Origin of the sequence: Mesorhizobium sp. M0106 (assembly GCF_040322715.1) — a bacterium.
GTDB lineage: Bacteria > Pseudomonadota > Alphaproteobacteria > Rhizobiales > Rhizobiaceae > Mesorhizobium.
In genome coordinates this window covers 1-15,591 of record NZ_JAMYUA010000059.1, presented here as the reverse complement: position 1 = coordinate 15,591, position 15,591 = coordinate 1, and the positions used below count along the sequence as shown (strand labels likewise).

Here is a 15,591-nt window from a genome sequence, read left to right as displayed (position 1 = left end):
GATGGCGCGCAAAGGCCGGGGCCAGCTTTCGGCGATCGAGCGCCTGCCCGAGGAGTGCGGCCCGATCATCACCTGGGCGGCGACCGCCCTGCAGGACCGTGAGCGCACCCAGACCGAGATCTACGAAGAATTCTTCCTGAAGATGCAGGCCCTGCAGGTCGAGCACAAAGGCGAGCTGGAATTCGTCATCCCCTCGTTCTCGGCGTTCAACCGCTATTCGATCAAGCTGGCGATGATGACGCGCCGGCTGGAAGACACCCGCGAGATCGCTGCCACCATCTCGAAGCGCTTCGATGCACAAAGCTCGGACGATCTGACGCTGATCGCGGCCGAGGCAATCAAGACGCTGGTGTTCGAGCTTTTGACCGACGCCGGCGAGAGCGGGCTGGCGCCGATCGGCGCCATGCAGCTGGCCACCGCCTTGAAGATGGCAACGCAGGCACAGAGCGTTTCCAGCGACCGCCGCACCAAGGTGGCGAAGGAATTCAAGGCCGATGTCGAGAAGGCCGTCGACACCGTCGCCAAGGCCAAGGGCATGTCGGCTGATACGGCCGAGGCGATCAAGTCGCAGATTTTGGGTGTGAGGCCATCATGACGACGCAACCGACGATCTCGGTCACATTCTCGGCGTACGACTTCGGCTGTTTGCAAGGCCTACTCACCCACGAGATCGCCAATGTCGAGCGGCGCCTAACGGTTGTCGGTTATCCATGCCGCCCCGCCGACAAGGACATGACCGATGCCTACCTCCGCCAGCTCCGTTCAGCGCTGGCAACGGTTGAAGAGGTCTATGACGGGATCGGCTCGACATGAACGACCGTGCCCGGCAGAAGGTCGCCAAAATTGCCTTGCCGCTATCGACTGCGCCGGGCGACAGCGGCACGACCACGGTCATTTTCGACGGCAACGGCATCCCGATCGGCGGCACGACCGGCGACAACCATCCCGCCAACGCCGAGCTTCTGGTTCACACCTTCAACTTCGCCTGGTCGGACAGGTCTGAACGAGGCCTGCATTGAGCAACACGATCCGCCTCGAGCTGTCGACAGACGAGCCGTCCTGCCTCAACAACGCCTTGCAGCGTGAGATGGAGGCCGCCGAAAGGCAGCGCGGTAAACCGGCCTGGATCGGCGTAGACGAATACATCCGCCGGCTCGACGCCTGCATTCAGAAGGTGACCAAGGCCTTTGAGAAAGCGACTGGCGCATGATCACCGCCACACTCCCAGCTCGGCGCGCCACGCGGGTTTCCGGCAATCGCAACGATGTCGATTTCTGGCGCAACCGATCGAAGACGCTGCCGATCGTCATCCTTGATGGCAAGGTCTGCGACCGGAACATCTGTGAGGCGTTTTCCGGCACCGATGGGTATGGATACGTCCGGGTCGAAGTGCTCGGCGAAGACGGGCTGCCGCTGCTGGCGAATGTCGTGCTGCCTAATGGGGATATACTCGACCAGGTCATAGCCCGCCGAACAATCCATGGAACGGTGACCATCATTTGGCCGGAGCCCGTGGTGAGGGCGAACTGATGTCAGTCCGATTGCATTGCCTGGTTCCCTTCTGCCGGCGAACGCGCAAAGCTGATTGCAGGGAGTGGATCTGCGGGCCTCACTGGCTCGCGATTTCCGTTCACCTGCGGCGGCGCAAGTCTAAGCTCTCTCGACGCTATCGTCGCTTGTTCGGGGATAATGGGTTCTGGACCTACCCGCCCGGATCGCCATCTCGGCTTCAAGCGGTGAAGCTCGATCGGCTTTGCGACCGCGCCTGGGATCGGTGCAAGCGGGCGGCGATCGAAAGGGCCGCCGGAATATGACCGGCCCGATCTCCAAAGAGGAATGGGAAAAAGTTCGCCGCGAGAGCATGGCGAACCTCGACCATGTGATCGAAAGGGTCGGTTTGCCGAAGGTGCTCCTCGGCTATCAGGGTCGCACCGTCTCGCTGCTCGAAAGCACCGCCGTAAGGGTGCTGTTCATCGAGAAGAGCCGCCGTATCGGCGAGACCTGGGCACTGGCCTCCTATGCCGTGCTGCGCGCCGGCCGGGCCAAGGATGCCGGCGGCATGGACGCCATGTACATCTCCTATTCGCAGGAGATGACACGCGAGTTCATTGACGCCTGTGCCATGTGGTCCCGTGCGTTCGCGCATGCTGCTGTCGCCCAGGAAGAGTTCCTGTTCGACGACACGGACCCCGCCCATCCGGACGAGACGCGGCAGATCAAGGCGTTCCGCATCCAGTTCGCATCCGGCTTCGAGATCCTAGCCTTGTCGTCGGCGCCGCGCACCCTACGCGGCAAGCAGGGCCTGGTCATCATCGACGAGGCGGCCTTCGTCGACAGCCTGAAGGAGCTGCTGAAGGCGGCGCTGGCCAACCTGATGTGGGGCGGCCAGGTCGTGGTCTGCTCGACCCACAACGGCGCCGACAATGAATTCAACGTCCAGGTCCAGGACATCCTCGGCGGCCGATCGAAGTACAGCCATCTCAAGATCGATTTCGACCAGGCGCTGCTGGAAGGGCTCTACGAGCGCATCTGCCTGGTTACCGGCCGCGAATGGTCGCCCGCGGCCGAGGCACAGTGGCGCCAGGACATCATCGACTTCTATGGCGACGGCGCCGACGAGGAGCTGTTCTGCGTTCCATCGATGGGCTCCGGCGCCTGGCTGACCAGCCCGCTGATCGAAGCGCGCATGACGCTGACGCCGGAAGAGGCACCGGTCATCCGTATCGATCTGCCGCTCGACTTCCTGCACCGGCCCGAGCTGGAGCGCCGGCACCTGGTGGCGCCGCATCTCAATGCCATCAAGGAAGCGCTCGACGGACTTGACGAAAACCGCCAGCACGCCTTCGGCTATGACCCGGCGCGCAAGGCCGACCCGGCGATCATGTCTCTGCTGTCGATCGACAAGGTGCTGCGCCGAAAGTCGGCGCTCACCGTCGAGCTGCGCAACGTGCCGTTCCAAGAACAGAAGGAAATCGCCACGCTGATGTTGAAGACGGCGCCCCGCCTGTGCGGTGCGGCCATCGACGCTACCGGCCTCGGCATGAACCTTTCCGAGGATCTCGGCCGCTTGTTCGGCCTGCATACAGAGCAGACGCCGGGCGGCCTGGTCTGGCAGGTGACGCTCAGCCAGAACTGGTACAACGAGAATTTCCCGCCGCTCAAAACCGCCTTTGAAGACGCCAACATCGCCCTGACCAGGGACGCCGAGCATGCGGTGGATCTTCGCCTGGTCAAGATCATCCGCGGCATACCGTCGATCCCGCCGGAGCGCGTTGGCATGGCCGGCGCCAAGCGGCACGGCGATTTCGCGGTTGCCCTGGTGCTCGCGTATTTCGCCAGCCGCATGCAGTGGCACGAATATGCCTATCAGCCGGCAGCGATCGCCAAGAGCCGCTTTGAAGAAAGTTCTGAGGGCGCGTGGCGCAACCGGTCCGATGACATCGAGGGCAGCTTCCGTATGGCATCCGCCCGCCGCAACCGTGGGATTTTCTGATGGCTGAAGAATTCAAAGGGATCGTCGATCGCTACGGCCGCCCGATCGCCAAAGCCACCCTCAAGGTCGAGCAGGCGGCTCCGACCGGCAGCGGCGTTCGGCGCCACGATGCCCTTCACCCGGCGGCTGGCCTCACCCCCGGCCGGCTGGCCGGCATCTTGCGGGCGTCGATCGACAACGATCCCGAGAGTTACCTCGCCCTGGCTGAAGACATGGAGGAGCGCGATCCGCACTATGCCGGCGTGCTTGGCGTCCGCAAGCGGCAGGTTTCCGGCCTAGAGATCACCGTTGAAGCGGCCGGCGAGGATGCCGCCAGTGTCGAGCATGCCGACCTGGTGCGTGAAGTCATCGAGCGAGACGGCTTCGAGGACGAGCTGTTCGATATTCTCGACGCGGTCGGAAAGGGCTTCTCCTGCACGGAGATCATTTGGGACACGTCCGAAGGACAATGGCGGCCGAAGCGACTGGCGTGGCGCGACCCGCGCTGGTTCGTCTTTGACCAGATTGATGGGGAAACGCCATTGCTGCGCGACGGCGGCCAGAATGTGCCGCTGAATCCCTACCAGTGGATCTATCACTCGGCGAAGGTTAAATCCGGCCTGCCGATCCGGGGCGGCATTGCCCGCGCCGTCGCCTGGACCTTCCTGTTCAAGAGCTTCACCATCAAGGATTGGGCAATCTTCTGCGAAGCCTATGGCCAGCCGCTCCGCCTGGGAAAATATGACGCCGGCGCGTCCGAGAAGGACAAGCAAATCCTGCTTGATGCGGTGAGCAACATCGGCGTCGACTATGCCGCCATAGTCCCCGCGTCGATGGCAGTCGAGTTCATCAAGGCCGACATTTCGGGGTCGCATGGGCTCTATAAGGAGCGCGCCGACTGGCTCGACCAGCAGACGTCCAAGGTGGTGCTCGGACAGACGGGAACAACGGATGCAATCGCTGGCGGCTATGCAGTCGGCAAAACCCATGACGGCGTCCGTGAGGATATCGAGAAAGCCGACGGCCGCCAGATCGCAGCCACGCTGAACCGTGACCTCACCCGGCCGACGGTCGATCTGAATTTCGGGCCGCAAAAAAAGTATCCAAGGATCTTGATCGGCCGGCCGGAGCAGGTCGACATCAAATCGTTGGTCGACAATGTGACCAAACTTGTTCCCCTGGGCTTGAAAGTCGGGATGTCGACGATGCGTGATCGTATCGGCCTTCCAGACCCCGCCAAGGGCGAAGAACTGCTCGTGCCACCGAAAGGTCCGGCCCCGACTGACCCGCCTGATGACAACCCGCCCCCGCCACTGAAACCCGGCGAGACCGAACAGACGGTCCACTCCACCGCGGGCACCGGCACCCGCGATGCGATCGAGCGCTCGACGGACGCCATGCTGGCCGATTGGGAGCCGCTGGTCTCGCCGATCGTCGCCGGCCTCGACGCGGAGATCGCAGCCGCCAGCTCCGTAGCCGATGTGAAGGCGCTGCTTTCAAAGCGCTTTGCCGGGCTCGATGCCGCCGCGTTGACCGAGCTGCTCGCCCGATCGGCATTTGCAGCCCTGCTCGCAGGCCAAGTTGACGACACGCTCTGAAGGGAACTCCGATGGTCTATTTCTTCGCGCTCTGTTCGTTCCTCGCCCTGCTCGGCTTCTTCATCAACTCCAAACGCCGAAATGGGCACGGCATGGCATACAGTGCCGCCATGATCGTGATCTGGATGCTCGCGGCGCTATGGTGGTCGGGCAGGATCGGTTGAGCCTGTGACCGCAGATCTGAAGCCACTGCCGCCGGCCGATGCGATCGCGGCGCTGTTTGCGCGCGGCCAGCGCCTCGATCCCGAATTCTCCTGGCTGGACACTTGGCAGGACGTGCATGCCCGCAGCTTCACGGTGGCGAAGTCGGCCGGCTTCGACATCCTGGGCGACATCTACCAGGCATTGCTGGTCGCCCTTTCGCAGGGCAAGACCTTTGCCCAGTTCGGCGCCGAGCTGACGCCGCTGCTTCAGACAAAGGGTTGGTGGGGTCAGCAGCCTGCCTTTGATCCGCTCTCCGGCGAAACCCGCTGGTCGCAGCTCGGCAGCGTCAGGCGGCTCACCACCATCTTCGACATCAACATGCGGGTGAGCTATGCCGCCGGCCATTGGTCGTCGTTCGAGCGCAACAAGGCCACACGGCCGTTCCTGCGCTATGTCCATCTGGAAGGCCAGGAGCACCCGCGCCCGCTTCATGCGCTCTGGCACAACACGGTGCTGCCGGTCGACCATCCCTGGTGGAACACCCATGCATGCCCCAACGGGTGGAACTGCCATTGCACGCTGCAGAGCCTCTCGCAGCGTGACATCGACCGGCTGCAGCGAGAGGGCGAGATCCTGAAGTTCGAGCCGGTGTCCGGCACGATGCGCAAGTTGGTCAACAACCGCACCGGCGAGGTCACGACCGTTCCGGATGGCATCGATCCGGGCTGGGCCTACAATCCCGGAAAGGCTGGCTACCTCTCTGTCGTCGAGCAGGATCTGGCACGAAAAACCAGCACGTCGGAGTGGCTGCCACCTTCACCTTGATCGTCCCCACGACACGGCCCCACAGCCGCACGGCGACCCCTCGGGGCGTGGCACTGGAGCCGCGAGCCGCGTTTTCCGCTGTAGACCCGTTCAAAACCGATTTTAGAGGGCATCTGACCTCCGACCGAGGTCGCCACGACGCGGCCTTGCCGGTTGCCCTCCGCTCGGCTACCGTTGCCTGGCGAATTCGGCGGCGGACCTGTCACCTCAGTCCCGTCAGTTCGATCCCCTGAGAAAGAACTGCCGCCCGCCATGGCGGGCATGATTTGACGATCGCGGCCGGGCCAATGTCCGGCGATGCAAAACGCACTTGCCGCACTCCTTTCGGCCGCCCTGGTCGCTTCGCATTCCACGGCGCTGACGCCGGCGGACGCGAATGGTTCGTGGGTGCAGCTGACGCCGGCCGGAACTTTTTCCGGGCGCACCGGCCAGGGTCCCTGGGTGACCGGCGACAAGGCGTCCATGGAAACCATCGTCGCCAACACGCAGCGTTACGCCGGCTCGACCGACCTCGTCATCGACTATGACCACCAGGCCGTCTTCGGCGCCGTGCCGGGTGTTGGCGGAACAGCGAAAGCCGCCGGCTGGATCAAGGAGTTGCAGGCGCGCGACGACGGCATCTGGGGCCGCGTCGAATGGACTGCGGCGGCGGCCACCGCGATCAAGGCCAGTGAGTACCGCTACCTCTCGCCGGTCTTCTTCCACGAAAAGACCACAGGCCGGGTGCTCGCCATCCGCATGGCCGGCCTGACCAACACGCCGAACCTCGACCTCGTCGCGGTCGCGGCGAGTGCCCTCTTCCCTCTCGACAACCCCACCGGAGACAGCATGGACAAGATCCTGACTGCGCTTGGCCTCGCCAAGGGCACGAACGAAGACGGCATCGTCGCCGCCATCAACGCCCATCTGACCAGCAGCACGGCGATCGCCAAGGCTGCCGGCCTGACGGAAACCGCCAAGCCGGCGGAGATCCTGACGGCGATCAATTCGATTGTCGCCGATCGCACCAGGCTCGCCACCGCCGCCGGCCTTGCCGCCGACGCCAAGGCGGACGATATCGTCACGGCCGTCCAGTCGGCGATCGCTGGCAAGGTTGACCCGACCAAGTTCGTGCCGATCGCGATGGTCACCGAGCTCCAGGGCGACCTGAAGAAGCTGCGCGAGGATCTGACCGCCGACAAGGCGACCGAGGCAGTCAACAGCGCGATCGAGGCCGGCAAAATAGCGCCGGCCCAGAAGGATTGGGCGCTCGGCTATGCCAAGGCTGACCTGAAGGCCTTCGACACCTTCGTCGGCAATGCGCCGGTGATGACGGCCTCGCAGATCCGCACGGCCAAGAAGCCGGACGGCGACGCAGGCCTGTCGGATGCCGACATCGCCGTCTGCAATGCCATGGGCCTCGATCCGAAGAAATTCGCCGAGACCCTCAAGCTCAACAAGGAAACCGTCTGATGGTCGCGTCCAAGGATCTCGAAATCCCGGCTCGCTCCGGCGACCGTTTCGGCTACCCGGTCAAGTCGGGTGTCCGCATCTTCCGCAAGTCGATCGTAGCCCTGCTGGCAACCGGCATGGCGGTTCCCGCCGGCACCGCCAACGCTGTGTCCATCGTCGGCCTGGCTGAAGGCAACGTTGACAACCGCGACGGCGCCGACGGCGACCTGAACGTCGAGACGCTTCGCGGCTGCTTTGGCTTCATCTTCGTCGCCGACGAGGTCGACATCGGCCGGCCGGTCTACGCCGTCGACGATCAGACGCTCAGCTTTGATGGCTCCGGCGCCCGGCTGCTCGTCGGCACCGTCGCGGGCATCAGCGATGGCCGCACCTGGATCGATATTCCGGCAGCGGAAAAGGTCATGATCCCGTTGGCCACCCGCATCGCTACCTTGGTCGGCGCCGGCGTCACCAGGACGATCGCATCCGTCAAGGGCCGCATCACCAGGCTACGCAGTGTCATCGACGGCGTGCTGACCACCGGCGATGCCACCATCACCTGCGCCATCAACGGCGTTCCGGTGACCACCGGCGTCATCACCATCACCCAGGCCGGCTCGGCCGCGGGCGACGTGGACACGGCGGTTCCGACCGCTCTCAACGAGGTCAACCCCGGCGACGTGATCAGCTTCACGGTCGGCGGCACCAACGCAACCGCAACTCCGGCGACCGTCGTCGCCGAAATCGCGCAGTAGGAGAAAGCTTCAGATGGACATTAATGCTTCCACGCTGCGCAGCGTCTACACGGGGCTCAGCACCGCGTTCAACGCCCGGCTCGAAACCACCACGACCCTCTACAAGACGGTCGCCATGGACGTGCCTTCGAGCACGGCTATGAACGAGTATCCGCGCATGGACGATCTGCCGGGCATCCGCGAATGGGTCGGCGATCGCCTCGTCCACGATCTGTCGGCACAGACCTACATCGTCCGCAACAAGGAGTTCGAGGGCACGATCGGCGTCAAGCGCTCATCGATCGAGGATGACCAGTTCGGCTTCTACACGACCATCGCCAGCCAGATGGGCCAGGACGCGGCCGAGTTTCCCGACCAACTCGTCTGGCCACTCTGGAAGGCGGGCGACGCCACCCTTTGCTACGATGGCCAGAACTTCTTCGACACCGACCATCCCGGCTTCGACGAGAACGGTGCGGAGACCTCGGTCTCGAACTTCACCGCCGGTGCCGGCCCAGCCTGGTATCTGGTCGACGACACCCGGGTGATCAAGCCGATGGTGTTCCAGAAGCGCAAGGCCTTCAGGCTTGTGCCGATGGACCGCGAGACCGACACCAACGTCTTCATGAAGGGTCAGTTCATGTATGGCGTCGACGGCCGCTGCAACGCCGGCTTCGGCCTGTGGCAGCTCGCACATATGTCCAAGGCAACCCTGACCCCCGCCAATTTCCAGGCGGCGCGTGAGGCCATGGCCGCGATCCGCAAGAAGAACGGCCAGGTCATCAACATCAATCCGACCAAGCTGATCGTGCCGCCTTCGCTCGAGGCCGATGCCAAGCAGATCGTCGAAACCATGCTGATCAACGGCGGCGACAGCAACATCTGGTTCAAGGCGGCGGAAGTCGTGAAGGTCCCGCTGCTCGGCTAACCAGGGCCGATCTGCATCTTTACCTGCCGGCGCTCCCCAACGGTGCCGGCGGGTTTTTCGGAAGCAGCCGAGCCCCGGCTCCTTCCGCAAGACCCAAAAGAGGAAACTTTATGACCACGACAGTGAAAGTCCACGTGGGCGGAAACTACCGCGCCACCGTCACCCATTCGATCGATGGCACTCCCCAGGGGCCCGTGACGGTCGGTCCGCAGGAAGAGAGGTACTTCACCGCACATCACGGCAAGGCCAACACGTTCGACATCACCGAAGTGCCGGTCGAGCCGGAGAGCAAGTAAAGCCCCGTCCGAATTCGTCCGCCGGCTTCGGCCGGCGGGTTTTCGAAAAGCAGCCTGGTCGGCTCCTTTTCAAAGACCCGGAAACGAGGATTGAACGATGGCGAAAGCCCCGAGAACCCGCAATGCGAAGTCAGTAGTCGCGGATCAGAATATCGCGGCGAATGCTTCGCCTGAAGCCGGCGCCACCATATTGGCACCGGCCGCTCCGTCGCTGGGGGCAGCGACGGAGAACAGCTCCACCATTCAAGAGAGCGTAACCGCTTCGGCGGCCAGCCCAACCACGGTAGCGACGACAAACGCTGCCGTGGAACCATCCGGCCGTGCGGTTGTCGAGCACGCGCCGGATGCCCCGTCGCCACAGGCGGCGGGGACCATTTCCCCCGATAACCCCCCGGAGAGTGAGGGCCAGGGCGGAGCCGGCAATGGGGCCGGCTCCGCCGAGTCGCTCCCTCAATTTCTCGCAAACGACGAATTCAACGGGCCGGGAGGCGATCCGGACGAAATGGACTACGGCACCCTGAAGGACTTGGACACGCGCCTCGGCACGGCAGAGAACGAGTTCCGCTCCAAGTTCCCGCGCATGGCCGCCGCGATCGACACCTGGCAGGCAGCCAATGCTGACGGAGATGTGCCGAGCGGCGTTCGCATCCGGTCGAAGCTCGACGGGTTCCGCCGTGCCGGCATCGCCCACTCCAAGGCGCCGGTCGAGCACGCCATGGAGGCGTTCAAAGGCCCCGAGCAGCTGGAGGCCCTTTTCGCCGAACCGAACCTGGTCGTGGAGCTGATCTGACCGTGCATGTCTTCCTGCCCATCTGGCTCGTGCCGCTGACGCTTACGGTCCTGGACTGGGCCGGGGCACTCCTCGCCTGGCCCGCCTTCATCTGGCTTTTCGTGGTGGGTGCCTGATGTACGCCGTCCAACAGGATCTGGTCGACCGCTTCGGCGCCACTGAACTGATCCAGCTCACGGATCGGACGAACATACCGCCGAGCACGATCGACGGCGTCGTGGTCGGCCGCGCCCTGGCGGACGCCGACGGCGTCATCGACGGCTATATCGGCAAGCAGTTCACCCTGCCGCTTAACGTCGTGCCTCCGGTCCTGGTGAAGGTCGCTGCGGATCTCGCGCGCTACTATCTGCATGGCGAGGCGGCCGACAAGGACAGCATCGTTTCGCGCAACTTCGCCGCCGCGGTCTCCTGGCTGAAGGACGTCTCGAAGGGTCTCGTCCTGATCGAGGAGGAAGGCGAGACGCCCGAACAGGCCGGCGGCGGCGCCATCAAGACCAGTGCGCCGAACCGCGTGTTCACCCGCGACAAGCTGCGGGGCTTCTGATGGCGACCGAAGGCATCCAGATCCGCCTCGTCGACCAGGCCGTGCTGGCGACACTCGATCGCATCGAGCGCCTGGCCGAACATCCCAGGACGATCATGTCGGCGATCGCCGCATACCTGGTCACCTCGACCCAGCGGCATTTCGAGCGCCAGACCGGCCCGGCCGGTAAGTGGCAGCGGCTTAGCCCGCGCACGGCCGCCAAGCGCATCGGGCGCGGCCAGCGCGGCTACGGCCACATGCTGCGCGTCACCAACCGGCTCTACAGCTCGATCACCGGCGAAGCGACCGACACTGAAGCGGCGGTCGGGACCAACCTGATTTACGCCGCCATCCAGCAGCTCGGCGGCGCGGTGAAGATCCCGGCGCGCGAGCAGGATCTGCATTTCGGCAAGACCAATCGCGGCCGGCGCTTCGTCAAGGCCTCGCGCAAGCGCAAGGAAACGGTCCGCGTCTCGATCGGCGCGCACTCGATCACCATCCCGGCGCGGCCTTATCTCTATGTCGACGAGGAGGACCAGGCCGAGATCCTGCGTATAGCCGAGGACGCCTTTCGCGCCGAAGCCGATGGCGGAGCCCGGCCATGACGCTGTCCGCAGAATTCCAGCAGCGCCTGCGCGATATCGACCCGCCGCTCTTTCGGCTGATCGCAGGCGCGGCCGCCTGGGCCTCGCTCAGTGGCGAACCCAAGACGACGCCCGCGGCCTTCGTCCTGGTCGAGGAAGAGCACAGCGGTGAAAACGAGCGCATGACCGGCAACGTACTGCAGCGCACCGAGGCTGATGTCGCTGTCATCATCGTCACCCGCAACGTCTCCGATGGCACCGGCGGGGCCGCTGCCGACGACATCGAAATCCTCAAGGACGCGGTACGCGGCGCCTTGATCGGTTTCGAGCCGACCAGCGTCAACAATGCCGACGTTGTCGAGCACATCTCGTCGAACCTTCTCAAAGCCAAGAACGGCCACGTCTGGCAGCGCGAGCTGTTCGGCGCCGGCTACTACCTCGTGGAGAAAACCTGACATGGCCAAGATCCAAACGCCGATCGCCGGCGGCGCCTACATCCGGAACAAGGACGACACCCTGGCACGGGTCGAGGGCACCGAGCCCGCGCCGCCGCCCGGCACCGAGCCTGAAGCCGCCCAGCCGGCCGGCACCGAGGAGCAATCCTCGATCGAGCCCAGCACGTCCAAGAAGGGGAAATAGACCATGTCGATCCGCCGCTGGAAGAAGCTTTCCGCCCTCATCAAGATGGATGCCACCTATGGAGTTGATGCGGTGCCGACCGGTGCTGCCAACTACATCCAGCTCTCCGACGCGGCCTTCACGCCGCTCGCCGGTGACGAGGAGGCGCGCAATCTGATGCAGCCGTTCCTCGGCCACCAGGGCGTCTTGCTGACCGGCGACTATGGCCAGTTCAATTTCTCGGTCGAGATCGCCGGCGCCGGCGCCCTGGGCACGGCACCGGCCTATGGCCCGCTGCTGCGCTCCTGCGGCTTTGCCCAGGTGATCTCGGCCGGGGTCGACGTCCAGTATGATCTGATCCACGACGCCTTCGAGAGCAGCGGGCTCTATTACAACTCCGACGGCGTCAAGCATGTGCTGCTCGGCATGCGCGGCAGCGTCTCGCTCGGCTTCACACCCAAGCGCATCCCACGCTTCCAATTCTCGATGAAAGGCCTGGTCGGGACCATCACCGACGAAGCCTTGCCCGTCGTCACCAAGACGATGTGGATCGACCCGGTGGTGGTCTCCAAGGCCAACACGGTGATGGCGCTGCATGGCTGGACCGCGATCGCCGAGAGCCTCAACATCGACACCGGCTCGCAGGTCGTGCCGCGCCACCTGATTGGCGAGGAGAGCATCGAGATCACCGACCGTTCAGTGACTGGTACCGCCGTCGTCAAGGCGACATCGCTTGCCACCAAGGATTGGTTCTCAATCGCCCGCGCCCACACCAAGGCCGCGCTGGCGCTTACCCACGGCACGGTGGGCGGCAACACGGTGGCGATCGACAGCGACAAGGTGCAGATCGGCCGGCCGGCAGAGGGCCAGAGCGACAACATCCGCAACTATTCGCTGCCGCTGATGCTGACCAGCCTCGGCTCCACCGAGCTGAAGATCACCGTCAAATAAAGGCGGCTTCAACGCCTCTTCAACTGCCGTTCAAAACCTCAGGAAAGTGCCCCCGCAATGAAATTCGTTCTCGCCAAGGAATATCTCTACTGGTGGCCGATCAAGATCGAGCTTCCCGACCCTGCCAACCCCGGCAAGTGGAAGACCATGAGCTACACGCATCAGTTCGCCGGGGTCGACGAGGACGCGGCAATCACGCTCGGCAATGAGATCGCGGCGCTGCCGACACCTGAGGAGCGCAAGATACGTGAGCACGATCTGCTGATCCAGGCCAGCCGCGGCTGGCGCGACGTGGTCGACGAGGACGGCAACGAGGTCGCCTATTCCGAGGAGGCGTTTCGCCAAGCGCTGCAGCAGACCTGGTACCGGGTCGCGCTCTACGGCGCCTACGCCAACTCTCTCGCCAGCCCGGCGGCCCGAAAGGGAAACTGACAGAGGCCGCTCGCGCCTGGGCGCTGGCACGGGAAGGCTTGACCGACCCGACGCGCCCCGTGCGGCCCGACGACCAGGCGCGGCAGGATGCGGAAGCGTTGGGCGTCCCGCCGGAAAACCTGCCCGATGCGGATGACGAAGAGAGCGACGACGTGTTTGAAGTGTGGGACGTGAACATGCCATCCATGGCGCTGTTTCTCGGCTGCGAGACGCAGTGGCGCGTCGTCGCGCGCGGCATGGCAGGTTTCCTCCACTACATCGGCATCGACTATGCGGCGGCCGCCGTGCTGCTCGAGGCGCGGCCGAAGCGCGAGAAGAAGCGTCACCCGGCCTGGCGGCTGCTCGACGATCTGCGCGACATGGAGATCGAGGCCCGCGCAATCATGAACGAGGTGCGCGAGTGAGCCTCAATCTCGCGCTTATCATCAGCGGCGACGCTTCCGGCGCCAAGGCGGCGGCCGAGGAAACGAGCGCCGCCGTCCGGACGATCGGCGTCACCGCGACCAACGCCGCCAACGCCCAGGCGGCGGCCAACGACGAGGCTGTTGCCGCCGCCAGCCGCGTCACTCAGGTGCTGACAGGCCAGGACGCGGTGCTGCGGGCGCGCGGCGCCGCCGCCGCCGCCAGCCTGACCTCGGTTGCCGGTGCAGCCAGGCTCACATCGTCGCAACTGCTCAATCTGTCGCGGCAGGGCAACGATGTCGTGACCATGTTTGCGCTCGGCGTCCCTGCCATGCAGATCTTCGCCTCGCAGGCCGGCCAGGTCTACGACGCGCTGGAGAGCGGGCCGAAGGGTCTGGGCGGTTCGCTCACGGCGATCCGGAGCTCACTCGCCTCGACGGCTGCCTCCTTCCTTGGTTTCGTGCCTGGCGTCGGCCTGGTCACGACCGGCCTGGTGGCCGCCGGCGCGGCGGCCATAGCCTATGCGCTGCTGACGCGGACAAACATTCAGTCGGTGGACGACGTTCTCAAAACCCACAAGAAGATCATCGACGAGATCGCCGCCGCCTATCCGCTCGCCGCCGCGGCTGCCAAGGCCTATGAGGACCAGGCGACGAAAGTGCCGCTGTCGGTGGCACAGGCCGACGCCATCAAACAGGCCGAAGACGAGAAGAACACGCTCGCCGCCACGCTCAACAATATCCGCCGGCAGATGTCGATCGCGACGACGAACTCGCCAACGGACCCAGCCGGCGCGGATTTCGCGAAACTCGGCCAGGCCGGTGTCGTCGCGTTCCGGCAACTGGCGGCTGAGATGCAGGCCGGCCAGATTGACGCCGCCGGCGTCCAGAAGCGGCTCGGCGAGCTGCGGATCGATCCCGGCCTGAGCAAGGTCGCGCACGACTTCGCCGAGCAGCTCCAGGACAGCGCCAACCAAGCGGCGGCGCTGGAGCTTCATCTGCGCGGCTCGAGCGCCGCGATTGCGACGTTCCAGGGCGTCACCGTCGGCCGGGGCGATGAAGGCGCCAATCTGACGAAGTGGCTTGCCGGCAACCGGGCGGCACTGGTCCAGCTGCAGCGCGACCGCGAGACCGCGTTCCGCTCGCTCTATGCCAGATCGCCGGAGGAACAGGCCAGGGCGGCGCGGGCCACCGAGGACGCCAGGCCATTCGACCCGAATGAGGGCAAGGGTGTTCGCGACTATCGCGCCGACACGGCGGCCGCCCTTGCCTACGCCAGAGCGCAGCAGACGCTGGACGAGGCCCAGAAGCAGCGTCTGCGCTCGCTCGACCAGACGATCGCCGCCCAGCAGCTCGACATTAGCCTGATCGGCAAGACGGCGGCCGAGGCGGCCAGTTTGCGCATGGCGTTTCAGCTCGAGCAGGCGGTCCGCGAGGAAGCCGCCCGCAACAATGTCCCGGCCGACGAGGCCGAGATCCGGCGCATCAGGCAAAAGGCCGCCGAATATGGCCGGCTCAGCGCCATCCAGTCCGCACGCACGACGATCGTCGGACAGGGCCAGACCATCGAGACCCAGCGCGCCGAGCTTGCCCTGGTCGGGGCGAGCACCGCCGCCCATGACCGCGTCATCGCCAGCCTGCAGGTGGAGCAGCAAATCCGCCAGCTCGGCATTGACCTCTACGGCACGGAAGCCGAGGCGATGCGCGCCAACGCTGCGGAGCTGGCGGCGCTGGCCGAAGCCCGGTGGGCGGCGGCGCAGGGGGCCCGGCAGCGGGAGTAGGCCGCGCCCCCATCGCCCCGGCCGCCAGGCGGCGGGGGTTTGAGCGCGGCGGAGGGGCGGCCGGAGGGGGGGGCGTCGGAAGT

22 protein-coding genes are annotated in these 15,591 nt (G+C 65.1%); all 22 read left to right on the top strand.

The window, feature by feature from the left end:
- Position 1: 1 nt before the first annotated feature.
- The 22 genes from NKJ55_RS31915 (at position 2) to NKJ55_RS31810 (ending at position 15,508) form a co-directional block, all read left to right on the top strand.
- A complete protein-coding gene (locus tag NKJ55_RS31915; RefSeq protein WP_352453359.1) occupies positions 2-595 on the top strand; it encodes a DUF3486 family protein in 594 nt (197 codons plus the stop codon).
- A complete protein-coding gene (locus tag NKJ55_RS31910) occupies positions 592-813 on the top strand; it encodes a hypothetical protein (RefSeq protein WP_352453358.1) in 222 nt (73 codons plus the stop codon). The genes NKJ55_RS31915 and NKJ55_RS31910 overlap by 4 nt, the downstream gene beginning before the upstream one ends.
- The gene (locus NKJ55_RS31905) at positions 810-1,019 is read left to right on the top strand and encodes a hypothetical protein (RefSeq protein ID WP_352453357.1); all 210 of its coding nucleotides are present in this window, start codon (positions 810-812) and stop codon (positions 1,017-1,019) included. Before NKJ55_RS31910 ends, NKJ55_RS31905 begins: the two co-directional genes overlap by 4 nt.
- Positions 1,016-1,210, top strand: a complete 195-nt coding sequence (locus tag NKJ55_RS31900) for a hypothetical protein (protein WP_352453356.1) — start codon at positions 1,016-1,018, stop codon at positions 1,208-1,210. Before NKJ55_RS31905 ends, NKJ55_RS31900 begins: the two co-directional genes overlap by 4 nt.
- Entirely contained in the window at positions 1,207-1,530 is a 324-nt protein-coding gene (locus NKJ55_RS31895) for a hypothetical protein (RefSeq protein WP_352453355.1), read from the top strand. Before NKJ55_RS31900 ends, NKJ55_RS31895 begins: the two co-directional genes overlap by 4 nt.
- Before the next feature lie 280 nt (positions 1,531-1,810).
- A complete protein-coding gene (locus NKJ55_RS31890) occupies positions 1,811-3,493 on the top strand; it encodes a terminase large subunit domain-containing protein (protein WP_352453354.1) in 1,683 nt (560 codons plus the stop codon).
- Entirely contained in the window at positions 3,493-5,070 is a 1,578-nt protein-coding gene (locus tag NKJ55_RS31885; RefSeq protein ID WP_352453353.1) for a DUF935 domain-containing protein, read from the top strand. Before NKJ55_RS31890 ends, NKJ55_RS31885 begins: the two co-directional genes overlap by 1 nt.
- An 11-nt stretch (positions 5,071-5,081) precedes the next feature.
- Positions 5,082-5,234 (top strand): hypothetical protein, encoded by a 153-nt coding sequence (locus tag NKJ55_RS31880; protein ID WP_352453352.1) that lies wholly within the window; start codon positions 5,082-5,084, stop codon positions 5,232-5,234.
- 4 nt (positions 5,235-5,238) lie between these two features.
- Positions 5,239-6,039: a phage head morphogenesis protein gene (locus NKJ55_RS31875; protein ID WP_352453351.1), complete on the top strand. Its 801-nt coding sequence runs from the start codon at positions 5,239-5,241 to the stop codon at positions 6,037-6,039.
- Positions 6,040-6,336: 297 nt separating this feature from the next.
- On the top strand, positions 6,337-7,491 hold the full coding sequence (locus NKJ55_RS31870; RefSeq protein WP_352453350.1) for a phage protease: 1,155 nt from the start codon (positions 6,337-6,339) through the stop codon (positions 7,489-7,491).
- Entirely contained in the window at positions 7,491-8,225 is a 735-nt protein-coding gene (locus tag NKJ55_RS31865) for a hypothetical protein (RefSeq protein ID WP_352453349.1), read from the top strand. Before NKJ55_RS31870 ends, NKJ55_RS31865 begins: the two co-directional genes overlap by 1 nt.
- 13 nt (positions 8,226-8,238) lie before the next feature.
- A complete protein-coding gene (locus NKJ55_RS31860) occupies positions 8,239-9,132 on the top strand; it encodes a Mu-like prophage major head subunit gpT family protein (protein WP_352453348.1) in 894 nt (297 codons plus the stop codon).
- A 122-nt stretch (positions 9,133-9,254) separates the two neighbouring features.
- Entirely contained in the window at positions 9,255-9,428 is a 174-nt protein-coding gene (locus tag NKJ55_RS31855) for a hypothetical protein (RefSeq protein ID WP_352453347.1), read from the top strand.
- A 97-nt stretch (positions 9,429-9,525) separates the two neighbouring features.
- The gene (locus NKJ55_RS31850; RefSeq protein ID WP_352453346.1) at positions 9,526-10,218 is read left to right on the top strand and encodes an HI1506-related protein; all 693 of its coding nucleotides are present in this window, start codon (positions 9,526-9,528) and stop codon (positions 10,216-10,218) included.
- 115 nt (positions 10,219-10,333) lie between these two features.
- Complete coding sequence (locus NKJ55_RS31845; RefSeq protein ID WP_352453345.1) at positions 10,334-10,762, top strand: gp436 family protein; 429 nt, start codon at positions 10,334-10,336, stop codon at positions 10,760-10,762.
- Complete coding sequence (locus NKJ55_RS31840; protein WP_352453344.1) at positions 10,762-11,346, top strand: phage virion morphogenesis protein; 585 nt, start codon at positions 10,762-10,764, stop codon at positions 11,344-11,346. The genes NKJ55_RS31845 and NKJ55_RS31840 overlap by 1 nt, the downstream gene beginning before the upstream one ends.
- Positions 11,343-11,780 carry a phage tail terminator protein gene (locus NKJ55_RS31835; protein WP_352453343.1) on the top strand — a complete coding sequence of 146 codons (438 nt, stop codon included), beginning with the start codon at positions 11,343-11,345 and terminating at the stop codon, positions 11,778-11,780. The genes NKJ55_RS31840 and NKJ55_RS31835 overlap by 4 nt, the downstream gene beginning before the upstream one ends.
- 1 nt (position 11,781) lies before the next feature.
- On the top strand, positions 11,782-11,964 hold the full coding sequence (locus NKJ55_RS31830) for a hypothetical protein (protein ID WP_352453342.1): 183 nt from the start codon (positions 11,782-11,784) through the stop codon (positions 11,962-11,964).
- A 3-nt stretch (positions 11,965-11,967) separates the two neighbouring features.
- Complete coding sequence (locus tag NKJ55_RS31825; RefSeq protein WP_352453341.1) at positions 11,968-12,894, top strand: phage tail tube protein; 927 nt, start codon at positions 11,968-11,970, stop codon at positions 12,892-12,894.
- A gap of 57 nt (positions 12,895-12,951) precedes the next feature.
- Positions 12,952-13,326, top strand: a complete 375-nt coding sequence (locus NKJ55_RS31820; protein WP_352453340.1) for a hypothetical protein — start codon at positions 12,952-12,954, stop codon at positions 13,324-13,326.
- 38 nt (positions 13,327-13,364) lie between these two features.
- Positions 13,365-13,730, top strand: a complete 366-nt coding sequence (locus NKJ55_RS31815; protein WP_352453339.1) for a DUF1799 domain-containing protein — start codon at positions 13,365-13,367, stop codon at positions 13,728-13,730.
- Positions 13,727-15,508: a phage tail length tape measure family protein gene (locus NKJ55_RS31810; RefSeq protein ID WP_352453338.1), complete on the top strand. Its 1,782-nt coding sequence runs from the start codon at positions 13,727-13,729 to the stop codon at positions 15,506-15,508. Before NKJ55_RS31815 ends, NKJ55_RS31810 begins: the two co-directional genes overlap by 4 nt.
- Positions 15,509-15,591 lie beyond the last annotated feature (83 nt).

What these genes read in the sequence shown, in the direction of transcription:
- NKJ55_RS31850 (WP_352453346.1), top strand. Translation starts at nt 9,526, where the DNA reads ATGGCGAAAGCCCCGAGAACCCGCAATGCGAAGTCAGTAGTCGCGGAT.
- NKJ55_RS31845 (WP_352453345.1), top strand. Translation starts at nt 10,334, where the DNA reads ATGTACGCCGTCCAACAGGATCTGGTCGACCGCTTCGGCGCCACTGAA.
- NKJ55_RS31865 (WP_352453349.1), top strand. Translation starts at nt 7,491, where the DNA reads ATGGTCGCGTCCAAGGATCTCGAAATCCCGGCTCGCTCCGGCGACCGT.
- NKJ55_RS31880 (WP_352453352.1), top strand. Translation starts at nt 5,082, where the DNA reads ATGGTCTATTTCTTCGCGCTCTGTTCGTTCCTCGCCCTGCTCGGCTTC.
- NKJ55_RS31820 (WP_352453340.1), top strand. Translation starts at nt 12,952, where the DNA reads ATGAAATTCGTTCTCGCCAAGGAATATCTCTACTGGTGGCCGATCAAG.
- NKJ55_RS31885 (WP_352453353.1), top strand. Translation starts at nt 3,493, where the DNA reads ATGGCTGAAGAATTCAAAGGGATCGTCGATCGCTACGGCCGCCCGATC.
- NKJ55_RS31890 (WP_352453354.1), top strand. Translation starts at nt 1,811, where the DNA reads ATGACCGGCCCGATCTCCAAAGAGGAATGGGAAAAAGTTCGCCGCGAG.
- NKJ55_RS31835 (WP_352453343.1), top strand. Translation starts at nt 11,343, where the DNA reads ATGACGCTGTCCGCAGAATTCCAGCAGCGCCTGCGCGATATCGACCCG.
- NKJ55_RS31915 (WP_352453359.1), top strand. Translation starts at nt 2, where the DNA reads ATGGCGCGCAAAGGCCGGGGCCAGCTTTCGGCGATCGAGCGCCTGCCC.
- NKJ55_RS31895 (WP_352453355.1), top strand. Translation starts at nt 1,207, where the DNA reads ATGATCACCGCCACACTCCCAGCTCGGCGCGCCACGCGGGTTTCCGGC.
- NKJ55_RS31825 (WP_352453341.1), top strand. Translation starts at nt 11,968, where the DNA reads ATGTCGATCCGCCGCTGGAAGAAGCTTTCCGCCCTCATCAAGATGGAT.
- NKJ55_RS31910 (WP_352453358.1), top strand. Translation starts at nt 592, where the DNA reads ATGACGACGCAACCGACGATCTCGGTCACATTCTCGGCGTACGACTTC.
- NKJ55_RS31870 (WP_352453350.1), top strand. Translation starts at nt 6,337, where the DNA reads ATGCAAAACGCACTTGCCGCACTCCTTTCGGCCGCCCTGGTCGCTTCG.
- NKJ55_RS31860 (WP_352453348.1), top strand. Translation starts at nt 8,239, where the DNA reads ATGGACATTAATGCTTCCACGCTGCGCAGCGTCTACACGGGGCTCAGC.
- NKJ55_RS31830 (WP_352453342.1), top strand. Translation starts at nt 11,782, where the DNA reads ATGGCCAAGATCCAAACGCCGATCGCCGGCGGCGCCTACATCCGGAAC.
- NKJ55_RS31840 (WP_352453344.1), top strand. Translation starts at nt 10,762, where the DNA reads ATGGCGACCGAAGGCATCCAGATCCGCCTCGTCGACCAGGCCGTGCTG.
- NKJ55_RS31905 (WP_352453357.1), top strand. Translation starts at nt 810, where the DNA reads ATGAACGACCGTGCCCGGCAGAAGGTCGCCAAAATTGCCTTGCCGCTA.